Genomic DNA, 16102 nt, shown 5'->3' with positions numbered 1-16102 from the left:
GGAGAGTTGCAGGGTCAAAGGTCGAATGTCGCAAAGACTGGTGCGTGGTCGCTGGGTTTTTCCCACCCGCGCGCATCACGCAGAACGCGGCTGGAGTGCCCCGCGTTCGAGATATCCTGCGTGGCCCAGACATGATCCAGACGCCGCCCCTTGTCGGCAGCGTCCCAATCGCGGGCGCGATAGGACCACCAGCTGTACAGCTGCCCCTCGGGGATGTCCTTACGGGTTATGTCCACCCATCCGCCTGCGTCCTGCGTTTCGGCCAGGTGTTCAACCTCGATCGGTGTGTGTGAGACGACCTTGAGCAGTTTTTTGTGCGACCAGACGTCATCCTCGCGCGGGGCGATATTCAGATCGCCAACCAGAATGGACTTTTCGGGCTTTTCGGCATGGAACCAGTCGCGCATATCTGTGAGGTAGTCGAGCTTCTGCCCAAACTTCTCGTTCTTTTCTCGGTCTGGGATGTCGCCACCGGCTGGGACATAGAAATTGTGAATGGTGACACCGTTTTCCAATCGCCCAGCGATGTGGCGCGCGTGGCCGAGACCTGCAAAATCCTTGTCACCGACTTCTTCCATCGGCAGGCGCGAAAGGATGGCGACGCCGTTATACCCCTTCTGGCCCCTCGCAACCATGTGGGTGTACCCCAGTTCGGCAAATCCGTCGGTTGGGATCTTCTCAACCGGCGACTTGCATTCTTGCAAACACAGAATGTCCGGTGCCTCTTCCTGCAGCAATTTCAGCACGATAGGCTCGCGCAGGCGGACCGAGTTGATGTTCCAGGTAGCAAGAGTAAAGGGCATGGGGGATTCCTCTGTCGCGGTTGGCCGGAGGTTAGCGTGGTGTGGGATGGGGTGCCATGAGAAATGTGTGCCCGGGGTGAGCTTCTGCAAAAACGTAATTTGCGCTTGAAGCTGACCTTGCTTTTGAGATCAGTTGAGACTTGACCCACCGAGCGAGCGCCTTATCGACGAGAATAATATTATGAAAAACAGAACTTATCTAATTCAGTTTGCGGCCTCAGCCTTGCTGTCATTTGTCGCTGCAAATGCAGTCATTGCCAAAGAAGTCCGTTTCTGGGACATGCCGACCGGCTGCAGTTGGACTGTGGAGTATTCGAACGGCAACACTTGGGTCAACACCTTCGACGGGCAGCGATCTGGCAAGTACATCGTCACCACAAAGGATAAATCTGGAAACAAAAACAGAGTAAAGACAACCGAGTACGACAAAGAGGGCTTGATGACCCAGCGCACTTGGGCGAACGGAAAGTGGGAGATGTTCGAACCACACAGTTGTTTTGGTGTTCCGGGAAAGTGTTCTTACACTTATCGAAACGCCGATGGTGTCGTTTCACAAACAACGTCAAAGACCACTGTAGTAGGACCTACACGTTATCGCGTTAAAGCCAGATCAGGTGACGCAGGTACATACTCGGTTGACACTGTAACGACCACTCACTTTGGTCTTGCCTTGAGTTCAAGAAACAAAAACTTTTGGGCCAAAATCACCGAGTTCCGAAATTGTGGCATTGCTGCTTCATAGGCCGCAGCTTAATTCCTCCCAACAAAAAAGGCCGGGCCATAAGGCCCGGCAGTCCAACAGGGAGGTGCATGTCATAACCCGGACATGCGCGGGTTGGGAGTACTCTAATTACACATCCAGAGTATCACTTTGATCCACGTCAATCCACCCGGAGTTACGAGACCAAGCGATATCCGCCCGATTCTGTGACCAAAAGGCGCGCGTTCGATGGGTCGGGTTCGATCTTTTGGCGCAGACGATAGATGTGGGTTTCCAGCGTATGTGTGGTGACACCGGCGTTATAGCCCCAGACCTCGTGCAGCAGAACGTCGCGGGCGACCACGCCATCTGCCGAGCGGTACAGGAACTTGAGAATGTTGGTTTCTTTCTCGGTCAGGCGGATCTTGCGATCCTCTTCGGTGATCAACATCTTCATCGCCGGCTTAAAGGTATACGGCCCCAGCACAAAGACCGCGTCTTCGGATTGTTCATGCTGGCGCAACTGCGCGCGGATACGGGCCAGTAGGACCGGAAATTTGAACGGCTTAGAGACGTAATCATTGGCACCGGCATCCAAACCCAGAATGGTATCTGCGTCGCTGTCATGGCCGGTCAGCATCAGGATCGGGCTTTTGACGCCTTGTTTGCGCATCAGACGGCACAGCTCACGACCGTCCGTATCCGGCAGACCGACGTCCAGAATGACCAGATCGTAAATCGCCTCGCGTGCGCGCTCCATGGCGGATTGACCGTCTGCCGCTTCGAACACGTCGAAATCCTCGGTCATCACGAGTTGCTCGCTGAGCGCCTCGCGCAGATCTTCATCGTCATCCACCAGCAGGATTTTCTTGAGCTGAGCCATGTCCGGTCCTCCTAAGCCTTTTCCACCATTTGCGTGCGGAAGATGCAATCAACAAGATTTACTGCAATGGTCTCACGCCCTCGTGTCTGACGCAGAGGAATTGTTTCACTTTTTCTTCTGTTCGGGTTAGACGAAGACCAACACGTTATAGGGTAACATAGATGAGTCTTATCCCCGATATCTCGGAATTGCTGGCACGGGCCCGCGCGGATCTGCGTATGGGCGTTCCCGTCGTATTGACTGATGACAGCGGGTTCAGCGTCATAGCGATAGCGTCCGAGACATTAAGCGCACAACGGCTGGCCGACCTTCGGAACTTCGAAGGTCAGCCTGTGGTCGCGATCACCGTAAGACGCGCAGAAACGCTGAAGGCACGCGCCTATGATGGCGACCTCGCACGGGTAATCATCCCATCGGACACCGACATCGCATGGGTTCAGGCGGTCGCCGATCCCTCGGATGATCTAAATACCCCGATGAAAGGCCCTCTGATGTCCGAGCGTCAGGGTAGCGCAAACCTGCACCGAATTGCCATCGCTTTGACGAAGTCCGCACGCCTCTTGCCGGCCGCCGTGGTGGTTCCAATTGATGACGGTCGCGATTTTGCGGTGGCACATGGCCTGACCTGCATCGACCATACCCGCGCTGCGCCGCATCTGGCAGATCGAAGCACCCTGCACGCGATTGCCGCCGCGCGCCTGCCGATGGAAGTGTCCGAGGCCGGTCGGCTGCACGTTTTCCGCCCCGAAGATGGCGGAGAAGAGCATTATGCCGTGGAAATTGGGCGTCCGGACCGAAGCAAACCTGTGCTGGCCCGTTTGCATTCGGCCTGTTTCACAGGCGACTTGATGGGCAGCTTGAAATGCGATTGCGGGCCGCAGCTGCGTGGTGCGCTTGCCCAGATGGGGTCCGAGGGCGCAGGCGTGTTGCTGTACCTCAATCAAGAAGGGCGCGGCATCGGCCTTGCCAACAAGATGCGGGCCTATTTCCTGCAGGATCAGGGTTTTGATACGGTCGAGGCCAATCACCGATTGGGGTTCGAAGACGATGAACGTGATTTCCGACTGGGATCGGACATTCTGAAAGAACTTGGGTTTTCGTCGGTTCGATTGCTGACAAACAACCCGGCGAAAATCGCGATGATGGAAAAGACAGGCATCGCGGTGACCGAAAGAGTACCGCTGAAAGTGGGCGAAACAGCCCATAATCGGGGATACCTGGCAACCAAGGCCGCAAAGTCGGGCCATTTGCTGTGACCCCGGACGATCTGGTTCTTACTCCGCGGGGCATCCGGTTTGCCGGGCGCCTCTTTCCTTGTTCGATCGGAAAAGGCGGCCTGACGGATGACAAGCACGAAGGCGATGGGGCAACGCCAATCGGTGTGCATCACATAGTCAGTATGCTGTTTCGACCAGATAGAATAGCAGCTCCGTCCTCATGGGCCATCCCAATAGGCCCCGGTGATCTTTGGTCTGATGACAGCGCGGACAGCCAGTACAATCAGATGGTCAGCGCGCCCTATGCCCCCAGCCACGAAAAGCTGCGGCGCGCGGACCCCCTGTACGATCTTGTTCTGATCACCGACTGGAACTGGCCGAACTCTGTGTCAGGCCGGGGATCAGCCATTTTCCTTCACCAGTGGAGACGCCCCGGCTACCCGACCGAAGGCTGTGTCGCTTTTCGCCGCGACCATCTGCATTGGATCGCGCGTAGAATTTCCCCCGGAACGCGTCTGATTATCCCGCAGGTTTGACCCTCTCGCCAAAGATGGCGGACCCCACGCGCACATGGGTGGCCCCCAACGCGATCGCCTGCTCGAAGTCACCGCTCATCCCCATCGAGAGCCCTTCTAAACCGTTGCGTTCGGCGATCTTGGCCAGCAACGCAAAATGCAGCGAGGGTTCCTCTTCAACCGGCGGGATTGCCATCAGACCCTGAACCGGCAAATCCAGTTCGCGGCACTCGGCGATGAAGGCGTCCGCATCAACCGGCATGATCCCTGCTTTTTGCTCTTCTTCTCCGGTATTGACCTGAATGAACAGTTCCGGGCAGTGGCCAACCTCTTGCGCCAACCGTGCCAGCGTTTTGGCAAGCTTGGGCCGATCCACCGAGTGAATCGCGTTGAACAGTTCAATTGCCTGCCGGGCCTTGTTGGTTTGCAGCGGTCCGATCAGATGCAGGTCTATCCCTGAGAATTGCTCCTTAAAGCCCGGCCACTTTTCGGCCGCTTCCTGCACGCGGTTTTCCCCAAAACAGCGGTGGCCTTGGCTCAGCACAGCCTCAACACGTTCATTCGGCTGGACCTTTGAAACCGCGATCAGCTTTGTCGAACCCGCAAGTCGTCCGGCGGCGGATTCGGCCTTGGCGATGCGGGCAGTGATGTCGTGCAGCGACATGGATTTCCTCTCTCTGCTTTGGGGCAGGAAAACACCAAGTCCGCGCAAAAGAAAAGGGCAGGTCCGAAGACCTGCCCTTAAACTTTGTGGTTTAGCTCAACTTAGAAGTTGAACTGAGCACCGAAGTCGGCACGTACACGGCTGTCGCCGTCGCCGCGCTTCTCTTGGCCGAGACCACCGCGCAGCGATGCACCGCCGCCCAGGTCGTACTTAACGCCGATACCATACTGCTGCAGGTCGTCATCCGCCGAACCGTCACCGTAAGCAGCGGTCAGAGTGGTTGCCGCGCCCAGGTTGTAGGCCAGCGACAGACCGTATGCGGTGCCGTTGCGATCGTCGTTTACAACGTCATCGTCAGCTACAAACAGAGTACCCGAGAAGTCACCGAATTCTGCACCCAGGGTCAGAACGGTCAGCGACTGCTTTTCGCTCGCGCTGTTCACGTTCGCCTTGGTCTGACCATAGGCCAGTGCAGCGGTGATGTTGTTGAAGTTGTAGGTTGCGCTGATGTCCCAGCGGTCTGCGTCCTGCGCAACACCGTCAAAAGCAATAGTTGCTTGGTCATATGACGCGCCGAATGCGAAATCGCCAACTGCGTACTGGAAGAACACAGCGTTCGAACCCGAACCGGTCGACGAGTAAGCCAGGAAGCTATAGTCAACGCCCGAGTACTGACCGATGAAGGCTTCCAGGCCAGGCTCGTTACCGTAGTAGTTTGCCAGGTTGTCGAAGGAACCCGCAACGTTGCCGGCGTCAACACGCAGACCACCGTAGATGACCGAGAAGCGTGCGCCGTTCAGGCCAGCGCTGTTCTGCTCACCGTTGCCGGCGTTTTCGTCAGCCTGCAGACGAACACGAGCCGAGAACTCAACGCCGCCATCGGTTTCTGCGGTGCCGTCGATGTTCAGACGGAAACGCGAGACCAGGATGGTGCTGTCGGTTTCGACGGTCGAGGTGCCATCAGCGATGATGTCGCCGTTTGCATCTGTGGTGAAGTTGTTAACAGTACCGGTACGATCTTCGTAGTAGCCAATACCAAAACGGCCATAGCCGCTGAATTTAACGTCGGCCGCTGCAACACTTGCGGTTGCGATCAGAGCGGTCGATGCGAAGAGAACTTTTTTCATCTTGTTTCCCTCGGTTTCAAAAGTTTTTCTACTCGACACATGCCTCAGCACATGTCTCAGCACGGGAACCGTTTCGCTCGAATTACCCCCTTCACGCAAGCTTGCCTTAAATGTGAAGGGTGCATTGGCCCCAAATTGGTGCAAGGATGCCACAGTCGATATTCGGGGGCTAAACTGCCGTCCACACTGACATGTGTAACAAGAATAGGGTTGTTGCTGAACTGGACCTTGTCTAGGAGTAACACGTAACAAAGTAGACCAAGTGAAACAGGACCAGTCGACAATGCGCCTGCAGACGATTTTCGGTTTGATCATAATGACTGCTGCCGTGTCGGCCTGCGGACAGAATCAGAGTGCGGCTCCGAATCCCGCGTTGCTGTATACAGATAGCACACGCACGGAAGAACGAGAGCTGAACGATCCAGAACGCACGACAATCTGGGACGTGTTCAACCGCGGGAATGCTGAACAGATCGTCAATGTGAACCGGTATTTGTGGGCGGCCTCACTGGATGTGCTGAATTTCCTCCCAATTCAGGAAGTTGATCCATTTACCGGCGTGATCGTAACAGGTTACGGCACGCCTCCTGGTGGCGGACGTTCTTATCGCGCGACCGTGCATATAAGTGATCCGGCCCTGGCGGCGCGGTCGCTTTCGGTAGCACTGCAAAGCAGCGGAGGCGCTCCGGTCAGCGCTGCAACGGCCCGGGCGGTCGAGGATGCGATCCTGAATCGCGCACGCCAGTTGCGCATTGCGGACAACAAACTCTAGCCACCCGCTGAAAATCACAATATTACCACGCCGGGTTCACGCCCGGCGTTTTCATTCACGAAGGACCGCACAATGTCGCGCTACTCGGCCACCGAAATCGAAGCAAAATGGCAAGAGGCCTGGGACAAGGCCGGGATCTTCACCGCCGACCATAAGGCGGACAAGCCGAAATATTATGTGCTTGAGATGTTCCCCTACCCGTCAGGGCGAATCCATATGGGGCATGTGCGCAACTATACGATGGGCGACGTCATTGCGCGTCACAAGCTCGCGACGGGGCATAACGTGCTGCACCCGATGGGCTGGGATGCCTTCGGGATGCCCGCAGAGAACGCCGCCATGGCCATTGGCGGCCACCCGAAAGACTGGACCTATAGCAACATCGCCGACATGCGCGGACAGATGAAGCCGTTGGGTCTGTCCATTGACTGGTCCCGAGAATTCGCCACCTGTGACCCTGAATATTATGGCCAACAGCAGGCTTTGTTCCTGGATATGCTCGATGCCGGATTGGTTTATCGCAAAAACGCTGTGGTGAACTGGGACCCGGTCGACATGACCGTTCTGGCCAATGAACAGGTGGAAAATGGACGTGGCTGGCGCTCGGGCGCGCTGGTGGAACGGCGCGAGCTGACCCAGTGGTTCTTCAAAATCTCGGACTATTCCGAAGAATTGCTGGATGCGCTTGATACGCTGGAGAACTGGCCTGCCAAAGTGCGGCTGATGCAGGAAAACTGGATCGGCAAGTCGCGCGGCCTGCAATTTGGCTTCGAACGTACTGATGGTGGTGAGCCCATCACCGTCTATACGACTCGGCCCGATACGCTGTTGGGCGCGTCCTTTGTTGGTATTTCGCCGGATCACCCGATTGCCAAGCAGCTTGAGGCCGAAAACCCCGAAGTTGCTGAGTTTGTTGCCGAATGCCGCAAGGGTGGCACCACGGAAGAGGCCATCGAGACGGCCGAAAAGCTGGGTTACGACACCGGCATTCGCGTGCGTCACCCGCTGGACCCGAATTGGGAACTGCCGGTCTGGATCGCCAATTTCATCCTGATGGATTACGGAACTGGCGCGATCTTTGCCTGCCCCGCGCATGACCAGCGTGATCTTGATTTCTGCCGCAAGTATGGCCTGCCGGTCATCGACACCTTCTTTGCACTGGATGACGATAAGCCGGTCGACAAGATCGCCTTTGTGCCGCCGAAAACTGAAAAAGTCCGCTGGGTGGACCACTTCGCAGGCCTGACCGAGGCCTCTGGGGATGAGGCGATCAACGCCACCGTCGATTTCGCGGAAAAAGCAGGTTGGGGTGAAGGCGTCACCAAATATCGCCTACGCGATTGGGGGCTCAGCCGTCAACGCTATTGGGGTTGCCCGATTCCGGTCGTGCATTGCGACAAATGTGGCACCGTGCCCGAGAAGAAAGAGAATCTGCCGATCGAATTGCCTTACGACGATGGCAACGGCAAACCCATCGACTTCTCGATCCCCGGCAACCCGCTGGACCGCCATGCCAATTGGCGTGACACCCCTTGCCCGTCTTGCGGCGCGCCTGCCAAACGTGAAACGGATACGATGGATACGTTTGTCGATTCGTCGTGGTATTTCGCCCGTTTCACCGCGCCACGCGCTGACACACCCACCGATCTGGCCGAGGCCGAATACTGGATGAATGTCGACCAGTATATCGGCGGTATCGAGCACGCGATTCTGCACCTGCTCTATTCGCGCTTCTTCGCGCGGGCGATGAACATCACGGGTCACCTGCCTAAGAAAGCCATCGAGCCGTTCAATGCGTTGTTCACGCAGGGCATGGTCACGCATGAGATCTATCAGACACGCGACGCCAATGGCCGTCCGGTTTATCACCTGCCCGAAGATGTGACCGACGGAAAACTGGCCGACGGCACCGAGGTTGAGATTATCCCCTCGGCCAAGATGTCGAAATCAAAGAAAAACGTAGTCGACCCGGTCAGCATCATCTCGGCCTTCGGCGCGGATACTGCGCGTTGGTTCGTCCTGTCCGATTCGCCGCCTGAACGGGATGTGGAATGGACCGCATCCGGGGCCGAGGCTGCGTTCAAGCACCTCAGCCGTGTGCATCGGATCGCCTCGGAAATCGCCGAATCGGATGTTCCGGCCAATGCCGAGGATGAAACCCTGCTGCGCGAGATGCACAAAGCCATCCATGACGTCACAGGCGGAGTCGAATCTTTCGGCTTCAACGCCTCAATCGCCAAGCTTTATGCTTTCACCAACACCCTGGCCAAATCCAAGGCGGGCACCGCAGCCAAACGCGAGGCCGCCAAAACGCTGGCACAGCTGATGTCGCCGATGACCCCGCACCTGTCCGAGGAGCTTTGGCAGCTGCTGGGTGGCGAAGGGCTGGTTGCCACGGCATCATGGCCGGTTGCGGATGCAGCTATGCTGGTGGACGACACCGTCACCCTGCCGATCCAGATCAACGGCAAGCGCCGCGCGGAAATCAGCGTGGCCAAAGATATGCCCAAGGACGAGGTTGAAAAAGTCGCGCTGAGCACCGAAGCTGTGCAAAAGGCGCTGGATGGCGCCACACCCAAGAAAGTAATCGTTGTACCGGGCCGGATTGTGAATGTCGTCGTTTAACCGCAGAACCTTTTTGCTGATGCCGCTGGCGCTTGCCGCCTGCGGGTTTGAACCTGTGTACGCTCCGGGCGGATCGGGCTCGGCGCTTTTTGGTCGCGTAGAAGTGTCGGCACCAAACACAGTCACCAGCTTTCTTCTGGTCGAAGATCTGGAACAAAAGCTAGGTCGTAGCGCAACATCCGGCAGTGAATACAGTCTGGACGTTTCCGTCGTGACCCAGACGGTGGCGGCATCGATCACCTCAACGAACGAAACCAACCGTCTTATCATCAACGGGACTGCCAACTATTCGCTTAGATCGAATGCGACAGGGCAAGTTCTCGCCTCGGGTTCGGTGACGGATTTCGTGGGATATTCGGCCGCCGGGTCTACCGTGTCGACACTGGCTGATGAGCGGGATGCAACGCAGCGCCTGATGGTGATTCTGTCCGATCAGATCATCAGTCGGCTGTACGCCACGCCGGGCCTGTCCGCATGAAGCTGAGCCCGCGCGAGGCCGAGGGATATTTCTCGAGACCCGACGCGGATAAGACCGGGCTGTTGATCTACGGTGCGGATGCGATGCGCGTGGCGCTAAAGCGGCAACAGGTTTTGGCCGCTCTGCTGGGCGCCAATGCCGAAGAAGAGATGCGGTTGACCCGCCTGCCCGGAAGCGATCTGCGTGGCGATCCGGCCTTGTTGCTGGACGCGGTCAAGGCGGTCGGGTTCTTTCCCGGGCCACGCGCTGTATTCGTCGAAGACACAACCGACACGGCCGCCCCCGCAATCCTTGCCGCGCTGGAAGATTGGGTAGCTGGCGATGCCCAAATCATCGTCACCGCCGGGCAGCTCAAGGCCAGCTCCAAGATTCGCAAAGCGTTCGAATCGCACCGCTCGGCCTATGCGGTAGGTATCTATGACGACCCACCATCCCGGGCCGAAGTCGAACGAGTGCTTTCTGAGGCCGGTTTGCAAAACATCCCGCGCGATTCGATGGCCGCGATTGCTGAGCTGGCAACCGGTATAAGCCCCGGTGACTTTACCCAAACGATTGAGAAACTGTCGCTTTACAAGCGCGGTGACAGTTCCGAGCTGACCATTGAAGACGTCGAAGCCTGCGCGCCCCGCTCGACCGAGGCCGCACTGGATGATGTGCTGAACGTGGTTGCCGATGGTCGCGCGGGTGAAATCGGCCCGCTGATCCGACGTTTGCAATCACAGGGAACCAATGCGGTCAGCCTGTGCATCGGCGCGACAAGGCACTTCCGCACTTTGTACGCCTGCGCATCCGATCCGGGCGGAGCTGCACAGGGCATCGGAAAGCTGCGCCCCCCGGTTTATGGGAAACGGCGCGACCGCATTCTGCGTCAGGCCCAAGGGTGGGGTGCGCCAAAATTGCAAACTGCGTTGACGGTTCTGACAGATACGGACCTGTCGCTGCGCTCGGCCGGGCAAACGGCACCGGCCATGGCATTGGTCGAACGTGCCATGATCCGTTTGGCGATGCTGGCGCGGACCCGCTAACCGCTTTGATCCAACCAATATGCCGCCGAACGCCCAGCCCAACGGCCGGTCGCCAGGCAGGCTGTCAGAAGGTACCCCCCGGTCGGGGCCTCCCAATCCAGCATCTCGCCCGCGCAAAACACTCCGGGACATGCAGTAAGCATGAGCCCCTCATTAAGCGCCGAACGTGGCACACCTCCTGCTGTGGAGATGGCCTCGTCCATCGGGCGCAGGCCCGAGTGTCTGATCTGCAGATGCTTGATCACGCTTACGTCTAGCGATGGAAACTGGCCATCGCGCTTGGACATTTCATGAAACAGGGCGACCTTTTGCGGAGACAGGTGCAGAGATTTCTTCAGCCACTGCGAAAAGGTCGTTTTCGATTTCTTTGACGCAAATCGACTTCGCAACGTATCGGCATCCAAATCCGGAACCAAATCGACAAAAAGCGGTGCTCTGTCACGCAAGGCCGGGGTCAGTGAGTACAATCCACCCCCTTCCAACCCTTTCGCCGAAACCGCAGCCTCGCCGCGACTTTCCAACTCTCCGGCCCTCCATCGCACCGATTTCAAAGCCGCGCCAAAATGCGGCTGCATATGGGGGCTCCATTCCACGGAAATGGCTGAGTTTGCGGGTGCGAAAGGTGTGAGGGGCACGCCTTTACCCGTCAGCACCGATGCCCATGCTCCGTCTGATCCCAACCGCGACCAGCTTGCCCCGCCCAGCGCAAGAACGGTCACATCGGGGAATAGCTTCTGCCTGCCATCATCCGTGTCGAATACGGCTTGGGCACCGTCCCAACCAACCCACCGCCAGCGTGTTCTGACCTGAACGCCAGCCTCTGCCAGCCGTGCCAGCCACGCCCGCAACAGCGGAGAGGCCTTCATCGATGTCGGAAACACCCGCCCGGTCGAGCCTGTGAACAGCTCTTGCCCCAACCCTTGCGCCCATGTTTGCACGTCCGAGGCATCAAATTCGGCAATCATTGGTCGCAACCAGGTCGCAGCCTCACCATAGGATCCCAGCAAAGTCTCAAGCGGCTCGTCCTTGGTCAAATTCAGCCCGGACTTTCCTGCCATCAGGAACTTTCGCGCCACCGAAGGCTTGGCCTCGGCCACAACAACAGAATGCCCGGCTTTGGCCATTTCCTCGGCCGCCATCAGGCCTGCGGGTCCGCCGCCGATCACCAGTGCCTTTGCCATCCCTGCCCTCTTGCCTTTCGCGCCACCTGACGCAACCTTACCCTCGTCATGACGAACAGCGATCCGATCTGCCCGCTCTGCAACCGCCCGATCCCGGACGGGGACGGGGACGGGGACGGGGACGGAAGCCTGCACCATCTGATCCCAAAACTCAAAGGGGGCAAGGGCGGACCCACCGTCCTGCTGCACCAGATTTGCCATAAAGAGGTGCATGCGACCCTGACCGAGGCGGAGTTGGCCCGTGAATTCAACAGCGTCGAGGCTCTGCGCGCCCATCCGAGGCTGGAGAAATTCCTGAATTGGGTTCGCAAACGCCCGCCCGGCTTTCGCTCGAAAGTTCCGGGCAAGCGTCGAGGTCGTTGATCAGCCGGGATTAACCGGGTCGCCAAACGCGTCCCGGGTTGGCGCGGCAAGCCCCTGAAACTCCAACCCGCGATAATCGGGTACATAGGCAAACCTGACGCCTTTGACGTGTTGGAACTCCAACGTTGTGTAGGGGCGTTTCCACAGCCATTCGCGATTTTCTACTGACCAAGGGTCTGGATTTGGCGGAGCCTCGTCGGTGAACGCGTAAAAATGCAGATCAAAGCCGTATTGCCCAATGTCCTGCATCGAAAGCAGGCGCATGCCCTTGCCTCGGCAGAATTCATCCTCGGCTTCTATATTTCCGGTGCGCAGGGTGATCTGGCCGATACAAGCCTGTGCAAACGGATCGCCCGGGTCTGCAGCGTTTGGCGGCCGGTTGCCTTCAAAATCATGCTGAAGCAGCTCGATCACGAATCCTTCGGGGTCTTTGAGGTGACACATATACCCGATGTCCAGAAACTGCTTCGGATCTGATACCTCAATTCCCTTTTCGCGCAGGAATGCGGTGGCCAGATCGACATCCGGTAAGGTGATGCCGATCTTCCAATAGCGTTGTCCTGTGTCATGGGTGTATCCGCCGCCGCCAGGCATCAGCAGCAAATCGGCGTCCTGCCCCAAATAGCCGATGCGAAGGCTCGCCCCTTGAGTTTGCACCGACATCCCAAGAACGTCCGTATAGAATTTGCCTAGTTGTTCAGGATCGGCGACGCGCAGTCGCAAGCCAGAGAGCCTCATCCGCACAGCCCGGCTATACCGGCAGCGATCTGGGGATCGGCGGCGGTGCTATCAGCGACCAGTTCACGCGCTGTCTGCATCAGCGCATCCGGTGCCACCACCCGGTCCACCAGACCAAAGGTATAAGCCTCATCCGCGGTGATCTTTTGCCCGGCCATCAGGACCAACTTGGTGCGTGACGGCCCTATCAGCGCCGACATGCGCACAGGATCGGACGGTTGCGGCAGAAAGCCCAGCTTCATCACAGGATAAAAAAACTTGGCGGACGGGACCGCTATTCGAATGTCACAGGCGAGCACCATCCCGTTCGCGCCGCCTGCCAAAGTGCCATTCAAAGCGGCAACGGTCAGGCATGGCAGGGCAGCGATCGCACCCGACAAACGCTCCCATACGTCCGAGGTTGCAAGCCCGGCGCGCGCCTCATCCAGATCGGCGCCGGCGCTGAACACGCTGCCCGCTCCGGTCAGGATAAACGCGCGCGCCTCGGTAGCGGCTTCGGCAATCTCGGCCAGCTCAGACAGCATCGCCCCTGTCAGCGCATTGGCTTTGCCGGGATTGTTTAAGGTAACGATCCACAAACCGTCTTCTTTTTTTAGTTCGATCACGTCAGCCCAACCCTTTGTCGAATTTCTTCACGCCGCAACGAGATTTCGGTCCCCAAAAATTCATCCGCATCGGACGTGCACATCCACAGCAGCGCCTTGGCTGGCCAGTCGGCCGGGATATGATCGCTCCAATCCAACTGGCTGACGGCGTTTATGCCGCTGGTCTTGATGACCCGCTGCATGTCGGTTGCCACAGTGCCCGGTGACAGACCCATGGCGCGGATGCCGTGTATCGATTCCTCAAGATGCAGGCATTCCGTCAGCATCTTCGCTCCGGCCTTAGACGCGCAGTAATGACTCCAGGCTTCGATCGGGTTCGAGGCCGCGCCGGATGATACGGTCAACACGGTGCCTCCACCTGCTGCGCGCATGATGGGCAGGGCAGCCCGCATTCCGTAGAACACACCCTTGAGGTTTATGTCTATCGCCTTGTCCCAGGCCGCGACATCCGCGTTCGAAAGATGGAAGATCGGGTCAATAACACCGGCATTCCCGATCAGAACATCCAAACCACCAAAGCGGTCGACGCAATCTGCAACGGCCTGTTCGACCTGCGCAAAATCACTGACGTCACATTCCAGTGCGATTGCGTTTTCGCCCAGCGCAGATGCCAATGCGGCGATCTGATCGCGGCTACGCGCGAGCAGCGCCACGTTCGCACCTACTGCGGCAAAAAGGCGCCCTGCCTCTGCTCCGATGCCGCGGCTGGCCCCAGTTATCAGTACGGTTTTCCCCTGCATTTGGTTCCTATACCTCCAACGGTTTGAATTTGTGTGAATGCTTACCGCGCGAAGGGGGAAATGGTCCAGCCCTTGCCCCTTGACGCCCGACGCCACAAGCACGACGATGCCGGCAAAATTATCTAGAAGGGTACTGTAATGTCCGTTTTCCTTCGCCGCAGTTGCGGTGCTGTTTTGGCTTATGCCGTTATCACACAAGGCGCACTTGCCGACCTGACCTCACAGGATGTCTGGAATGACTGGAAAACCTATCTGGGCCAAATGGGGTACACCGTTTCGGGCGACGAAACCGTTTCAGGCAATGTAACTACGATTGCCGACATGGCTGTTTCGATGGACCTGCCGGAAGAGGATGCAACCTTCCAGATGGTCGTTCCGGAAATGAGCCTGACGGAAAACGGCGACGGCACGGTCAGCATAGATTTCCCTGACACCTATGTGATGACCGTGTCCGGTCAGGGAGATGGCGAGGAATTCTCGGTCGATATCAACTATTCTGAGACCGGAATGAACCTGGTCGTTTCAGGCTCGCCCGACGAAATGACCTACGACTATTCGGCCGACACGATAGGTATCAAGCTGGATGGTCTGAATGTGGACGGCGAAAAAATGCCCGCTGATGCGCTCGCGCTCAGCTTAAACATGACAGATCTGGCTGGCAGCTCGGTCATGAAAATCGGCGAAAACCGTGACATTGATCAGAAGTTCACCGCGGGTGGGATGACCTATGATATGGCGTTCCAAGACCCGGACAGCGGCGACACGGCTAGGGTTGACGGCTCGATGAGCCAGCTGGCGTTTGAGGGCACAAACGTTATCCCATCCGAATTCGACATCTCGGACCCGCAGGCCTTCTATAAGGCGGGCTTCTCGTTCTCGGGGCTGTTCACCTACGGATCCGGCCAGAACGCGATTGCAGGCACCAGCGAAGGCGAGGCATTCTCGGTCGGAAGCGAGTCTCAGGGTGGCAAATTTGGCGCCAGCATCGACGCAGAGCGTCTTGCCTATGACATCGAGCAGAACAGCGCGAAAGTCGCAGTGACGACGGCCGACCTGCCCTTCCCGATCGAAATCGCGATGGAGAATGCCGGGTTCAAGTTTGAAATCCCGGTGCAGAAATCCGAGGAAATCCAACCGTTTGGGTTCGCCATGAACCTGACCGACTTCACCATGTCGGATATCCTGTGGAGTATGTTCGACCCAGCAGGCGCCCTGCCGCGCGACCCGGCAACGATTGCGCTGGACACCACCGGAACCGCCAAGGTTCTGTTGAACATCTTTGATCCCACCGCGGTCGAAAACCTGGATACATCCGACGCAGCCCCGGGCGAGTTGCACTCGCTGAAGATCAACGAACTGCTGGTGTCTCTGGTCGGAGCCAAGCTGACAGGTGAAGGCGATTTCACCTTCGACAACTCCAACGTCTCAGAGTTCGACGGAATGCCCACGCCGACCGGCGTTGCCAAGCTGAAACTGAATGGTGCCAATGCCCTGATCGACAAGTTGATCGAGATGGGGCTGGTGTCGGACAGCGATGCAATGGGCGCGCGGATGATGATGGGTCTGATGGCCGTACCGGGTGACGAGCCCGACACGCTGAATTCGGAAATCGAATTCACTGCGGACGGTCAGATTCTGGCGAACGGCCAGCGTATCAAGTAACACT

General features: G+C 57.8%; 17 protein-coding genes. 9 read left to right on the top strand and 8 right to left on the bottom strand.

Annotation, left to right across the window (positions count from 1 at the left end; genetic code table 11):
- Window positions 1-14 precede the first annotated feature (14 nt).
- Window positions 15-803, bottom strand: coding sequence for an exodeoxyribonuclease III (locus AC2FJE_RS17870; RefSeq protein WP_496722015.1), 789 nt, complete (start codon window positions 801-803; stop codon window positions 15-17).
- 181 nt (window positions 804-984) lie between these two features.
- Between AC2FJE_RS17870 and AC2FJE_RS17865 the strand changes: the two genes are divergently transcribed.
- Window positions 985-1545, top strand: coding sequence for a hypothetical protein (locus AC2FJE_RS17865; RefSeq protein ID WP_282120318.1), 561 nt, complete (start codon window positions 985-987; stop codon window positions 1543-1545).
- Between the two features lie 154 nt (window positions 1546-1699).
- Here AC2FJE_RS17865 and AC2FJE_RS17860 read toward each other — a convergent pair whose 3' ends face one another.
- Window positions 1700-2386 carry a response regulator transcription factor gene (locus AC2FJE_RS17860; protein WP_058272567.1) on the bottom strand — a complete coding sequence of 229 codons (687 nt, stop codon included), beginning with the start codon at window positions 2384-2386 and terminating at the stop codon, window positions 1700-1702.
- A 161-nt stretch (window positions 2387-2547) separates the two neighbouring features.
- Between AC2FJE_RS17860 and ribA the strand changes: the two genes are divergently transcribed.
- Both ribA and AC2FJE_RS17850 read left to right on the top strand, forming a co-directional pair.
- Window positions 2548-3642, top strand: a complete 1095-nt coding sequence (ribA, locus tag AC2FJE_RS17855; RefSeq protein ID WP_282170497.1) for a GTP cyclohydrolase II — start codon at window positions 2548-2550, stop codon at window positions 3640-3642.
- The gene (locus AC2FJE_RS17850) at window positions 3639-4139 is read left to right on the top strand and encodes a L,D-transpeptidase family protein (protein WP_282170498.1); all 501 of its coding nucleotides are present in this window, start codon (window positions 3639-3641) and stop codon (window positions 4137-4139) included. The genes ribA and AC2FJE_RS17850 overlap by 4 nt, the downstream gene beginning before the upstream one ends.
- On the opposite strand, the gene AC2FJE_RS17845 is transcribed toward AC2FJE_RS17850, so the two are convergent.
- The gene (locus AC2FJE_RS17845; protein ID WP_282170499.1) at window positions 4123-4782 is read right to left on the bottom strand and encodes a YggS family pyridoxal phosphate-dependent enzyme; all 660 of its coding nucleotides are present in this window, start codon (window positions 4780-4782) and stop codon (window positions 4123-4125) included. The two genes, AC2FJE_RS17850 and AC2FJE_RS17845, sit on opposite strands and share 17 nt — an antisense overlap.
- 101 nt (window positions 4783-4883) lie before the next feature.
- Complete coding sequence (locus AC2FJE_RS17840) at window positions 4884-5909, bottom strand: porin (RefSeq protein WP_282120321.1); 1026 nt, start codon at window positions 5907-5909, stop codon at window positions 4884-4886.
- A 283-nt stretch (window positions 5910-6192) separates the two neighbouring features.
- Between AC2FJE_RS17840 and AC2FJE_RS17835 the strand changes: the two genes are divergently transcribed.
- The 4 genes from AC2FJE_RS17835 (at window position 6193) to holA (ending at window position 10809) form a co-directional block, all read left to right on the top strand.
- Window positions 6193-6681: a DUF3576 domain-containing protein gene (locus tag AC2FJE_RS17835; RefSeq protein ID WP_108861114.1), complete on the top strand. Its 489-nt coding sequence runs from the start codon at window positions 6193-6195 to the stop codon at window positions 6679-6681.
- A gap of 72 nt (window positions 6682-6753) precedes the next feature.
- Entirely contained in the window at window positions 6754-9306 is a 2553-nt protein-coding gene (gene leuS / locus AC2FJE_RS17830) for a leucine--tRNA ligase (protein WP_496757063.1), read from the top strand.
- A complete protein-coding gene (gene lptE, locus AC2FJE_RS17825) occupies window positions 9293-9784 on the top strand; it encodes an LPS assembly lipoprotein LptE (RefSeq protein WP_496726559.1) in 492 nt (163 codons plus the stop codon). The genes leuS and lptE overlap by 14 nt, the downstream gene beginning before the upstream one ends.
- Window positions 9781-10809: a DNA polymerase III subunit delta gene (gene holA / locus AC2FJE_RS17820; RefSeq protein WP_496757065.1), complete on the top strand. Its 1029-nt coding sequence runs from the start codon at window positions 9781-9783 to the stop codon at window positions 10807-10809. Before lptE ends, holA begins: the two co-directional genes overlap by 4 nt.
- Here holA and AC2FJE_RS17815 read toward each other — a convergent pair.
- On the bottom strand, window positions 10806-11990 hold the full coding sequence (locus AC2FJE_RS17815) for a TIGR03862 family flavoprotein (RefSeq protein WP_496757068.1): 1185 nt from the start codon (window positions 11988-11990) through the stop codon (window positions 10806-10808). The genes holA and AC2FJE_RS17815 overlap by 4 nt on opposite strands.
- A gap of 48 nt (window positions 11991-12038) precedes the next feature.
- Here AC2FJE_RS17815 and AC2FJE_RS17810 point away from each other — a divergent pair, with 48 nt between their 5' ends.
- Window positions 12039-12353 (top strand): HNH endonuclease, encoded by a 315-nt coding sequence (locus tag AC2FJE_RS17810; RefSeq protein ID WP_496761264.1) that lies wholly within the window; start codon window positions 12039-12041, stop codon window positions 12351-12353.
- Here AC2FJE_RS17810 and AC2FJE_RS17805 read toward each other — a convergent pair whose 3' ends face one another.
- From AC2FJE_RS17805 to AC2FJE_RS17795, 3 genes are read right to left on the bottom strand one after another with little or no spacing between them, the layout of a single operon-like run.
- Entirely contained in the window at window positions 12354-13076 is a 723-nt protein-coding gene (locus AC2FJE_RS17805; RefSeq protein WP_496761260.1) for a VOC family protein, read from the bottom strand.
- A gap of 11 nt (window positions 13077-13087) precedes the next feature.
- Window positions 13088-13696 carry an enoyl-CoA hydratase/isomerase family protein gene (locus tag AC2FJE_RS17800; protein ID WP_496757074.1) on the bottom strand — a complete coding sequence of 203 codons (609 nt, stop codon included), beginning with the start codon at window positions 13694-13696 and terminating at the stop codon, window positions 13088-13090.
- Window positions 13693-14436 carry an SDR family oxidoreductase gene (locus AC2FJE_RS17795; protein ID WP_496757078.1) on the bottom strand — a complete coding sequence of 248 codons (744 nt, stop codon included), beginning with the start codon at window positions 14434-14436 and terminating at the stop codon, window positions 13693-13695. Before AC2FJE_RS17795 ends, AC2FJE_RS17800 begins: the two co-directional genes overlap by 4 nt.
- Before the next feature lie 138 nt (window positions 14437-14574).
- Here AC2FJE_RS17795 and AC2FJE_RS17790 point away from each other — a divergent pair, with 138 nt between their 5' ends.
- Window positions 14575-16098: a DUF2125 domain-containing protein gene (locus tag AC2FJE_RS17790; protein WP_109310654.1), complete on the top strand. Its 1524-nt coding sequence runs from the start codon at window positions 14575-14577 to the stop codon at window positions 16096-16098.
- The last annotated feature ends 4 nt before the right edge of the window (window positions 16099-16102 follow it).

Source organism: Ruegeria sp. CDSC002 (assembly GCF_059610905.1).
The sequence above is the reverse complement of the archived record's forward strand: the minus strand, read 5'-3'. Positions and strand labels throughout refer to the sequence as shown.

Coding starts and splice junctions, on each gene's coding strand:
- AC2FJE_RS17870 (WP_496722015.1), bottom strand. CDS start 803: ATGCCCTTTACTCTTGCTACCTGGAACATCAACTCGGTCCGCCTGCGC.
- AC2FJE_RS17865 (WP_282120318.1), top strand. CDS start 985: ATGAAAAACAGAACTTATCTAATTCAGTTTGCGGCCTCAGCCTTGCTG.
- AC2FJE_RS17860 (WP_058272567.1), bottom strand. CDS start 2,386: ATGGCTCAGCTCAAGAAAATCCTGCTGGTGGATGACGATGAAGATCTG.
- ribA (WP_282170497.1), top strand. CDS start 2,548: ATGAGTCTTATCCCCGATATCTCGGAATTGCTGGCACGGGCCCGCGCG.
- AC2FJE_RS17845 (WP_282170499.1), bottom strand. CDS start 4,782: ATGTCGCTGCACGACATCACTGCCCGCATCGCCAAGGCCGAATCCGCC.
- AC2FJE_RS17840 (WP_282120321.1), bottom strand. CDS start 5,909: ATGAAAAAAGTTCTCTTCGCATCGACCGCTCTGATCGCAACCGCAAGT.
- AC2FJE_RS17835 (WP_108861114.1), top strand. CDS start 6,193: ATGCGCCTGCAGACGATTTTCGGTTTGATCATAATGACTGCTGCCGTG.
- leuS (WP_496757063.1), top strand. CDS start 6,754: ATGTCGCGCTACTCGGCCACCGAAATCGAAGCAAAATGGCAAGAGGCC.
- lptE (WP_496726559.1), top strand. CDS start 9,293: ATGTCGTCGTTTAACCGCAGAACCTTTTTGCTGATGCCGCTGGCGCTT.
- holA (WP_496757065.1), top strand. CDS start 9,781: ATGAAGCTGAGCCCGCGCGAGGCCGAGGGATATTTCTCGAGACCCGAC.
- AC2FJE_RS17815 (WP_496757068.1), bottom strand. CDS start 11,990: ATGGCAAAGGCACTGGTGATCGGCGGCGGACCCGCAGGCCTGATGGCG.
- AC2FJE_RS17810 (WP_496761264.1), top strand. CDS start 12,039: ATGACGAACAGCGATCCGATCTGCCCGCTCTGCAACCGCCCGATCCCG.
- AC2FJE_RS17795 (WP_496757078.1), bottom strand. CDS start 14,436: ATGCAGGGGAAAACCGTACTGATAACTGGGGCCAGCCGCGGCATCGGA.
- AC2FJE_RS17790 (WP_109310654.1), top strand. CDS start 14,575: ATGTCCGTTTTCCTTCGCCGCAGTTGCGGTGCTGTTTTGGCTTATGCC.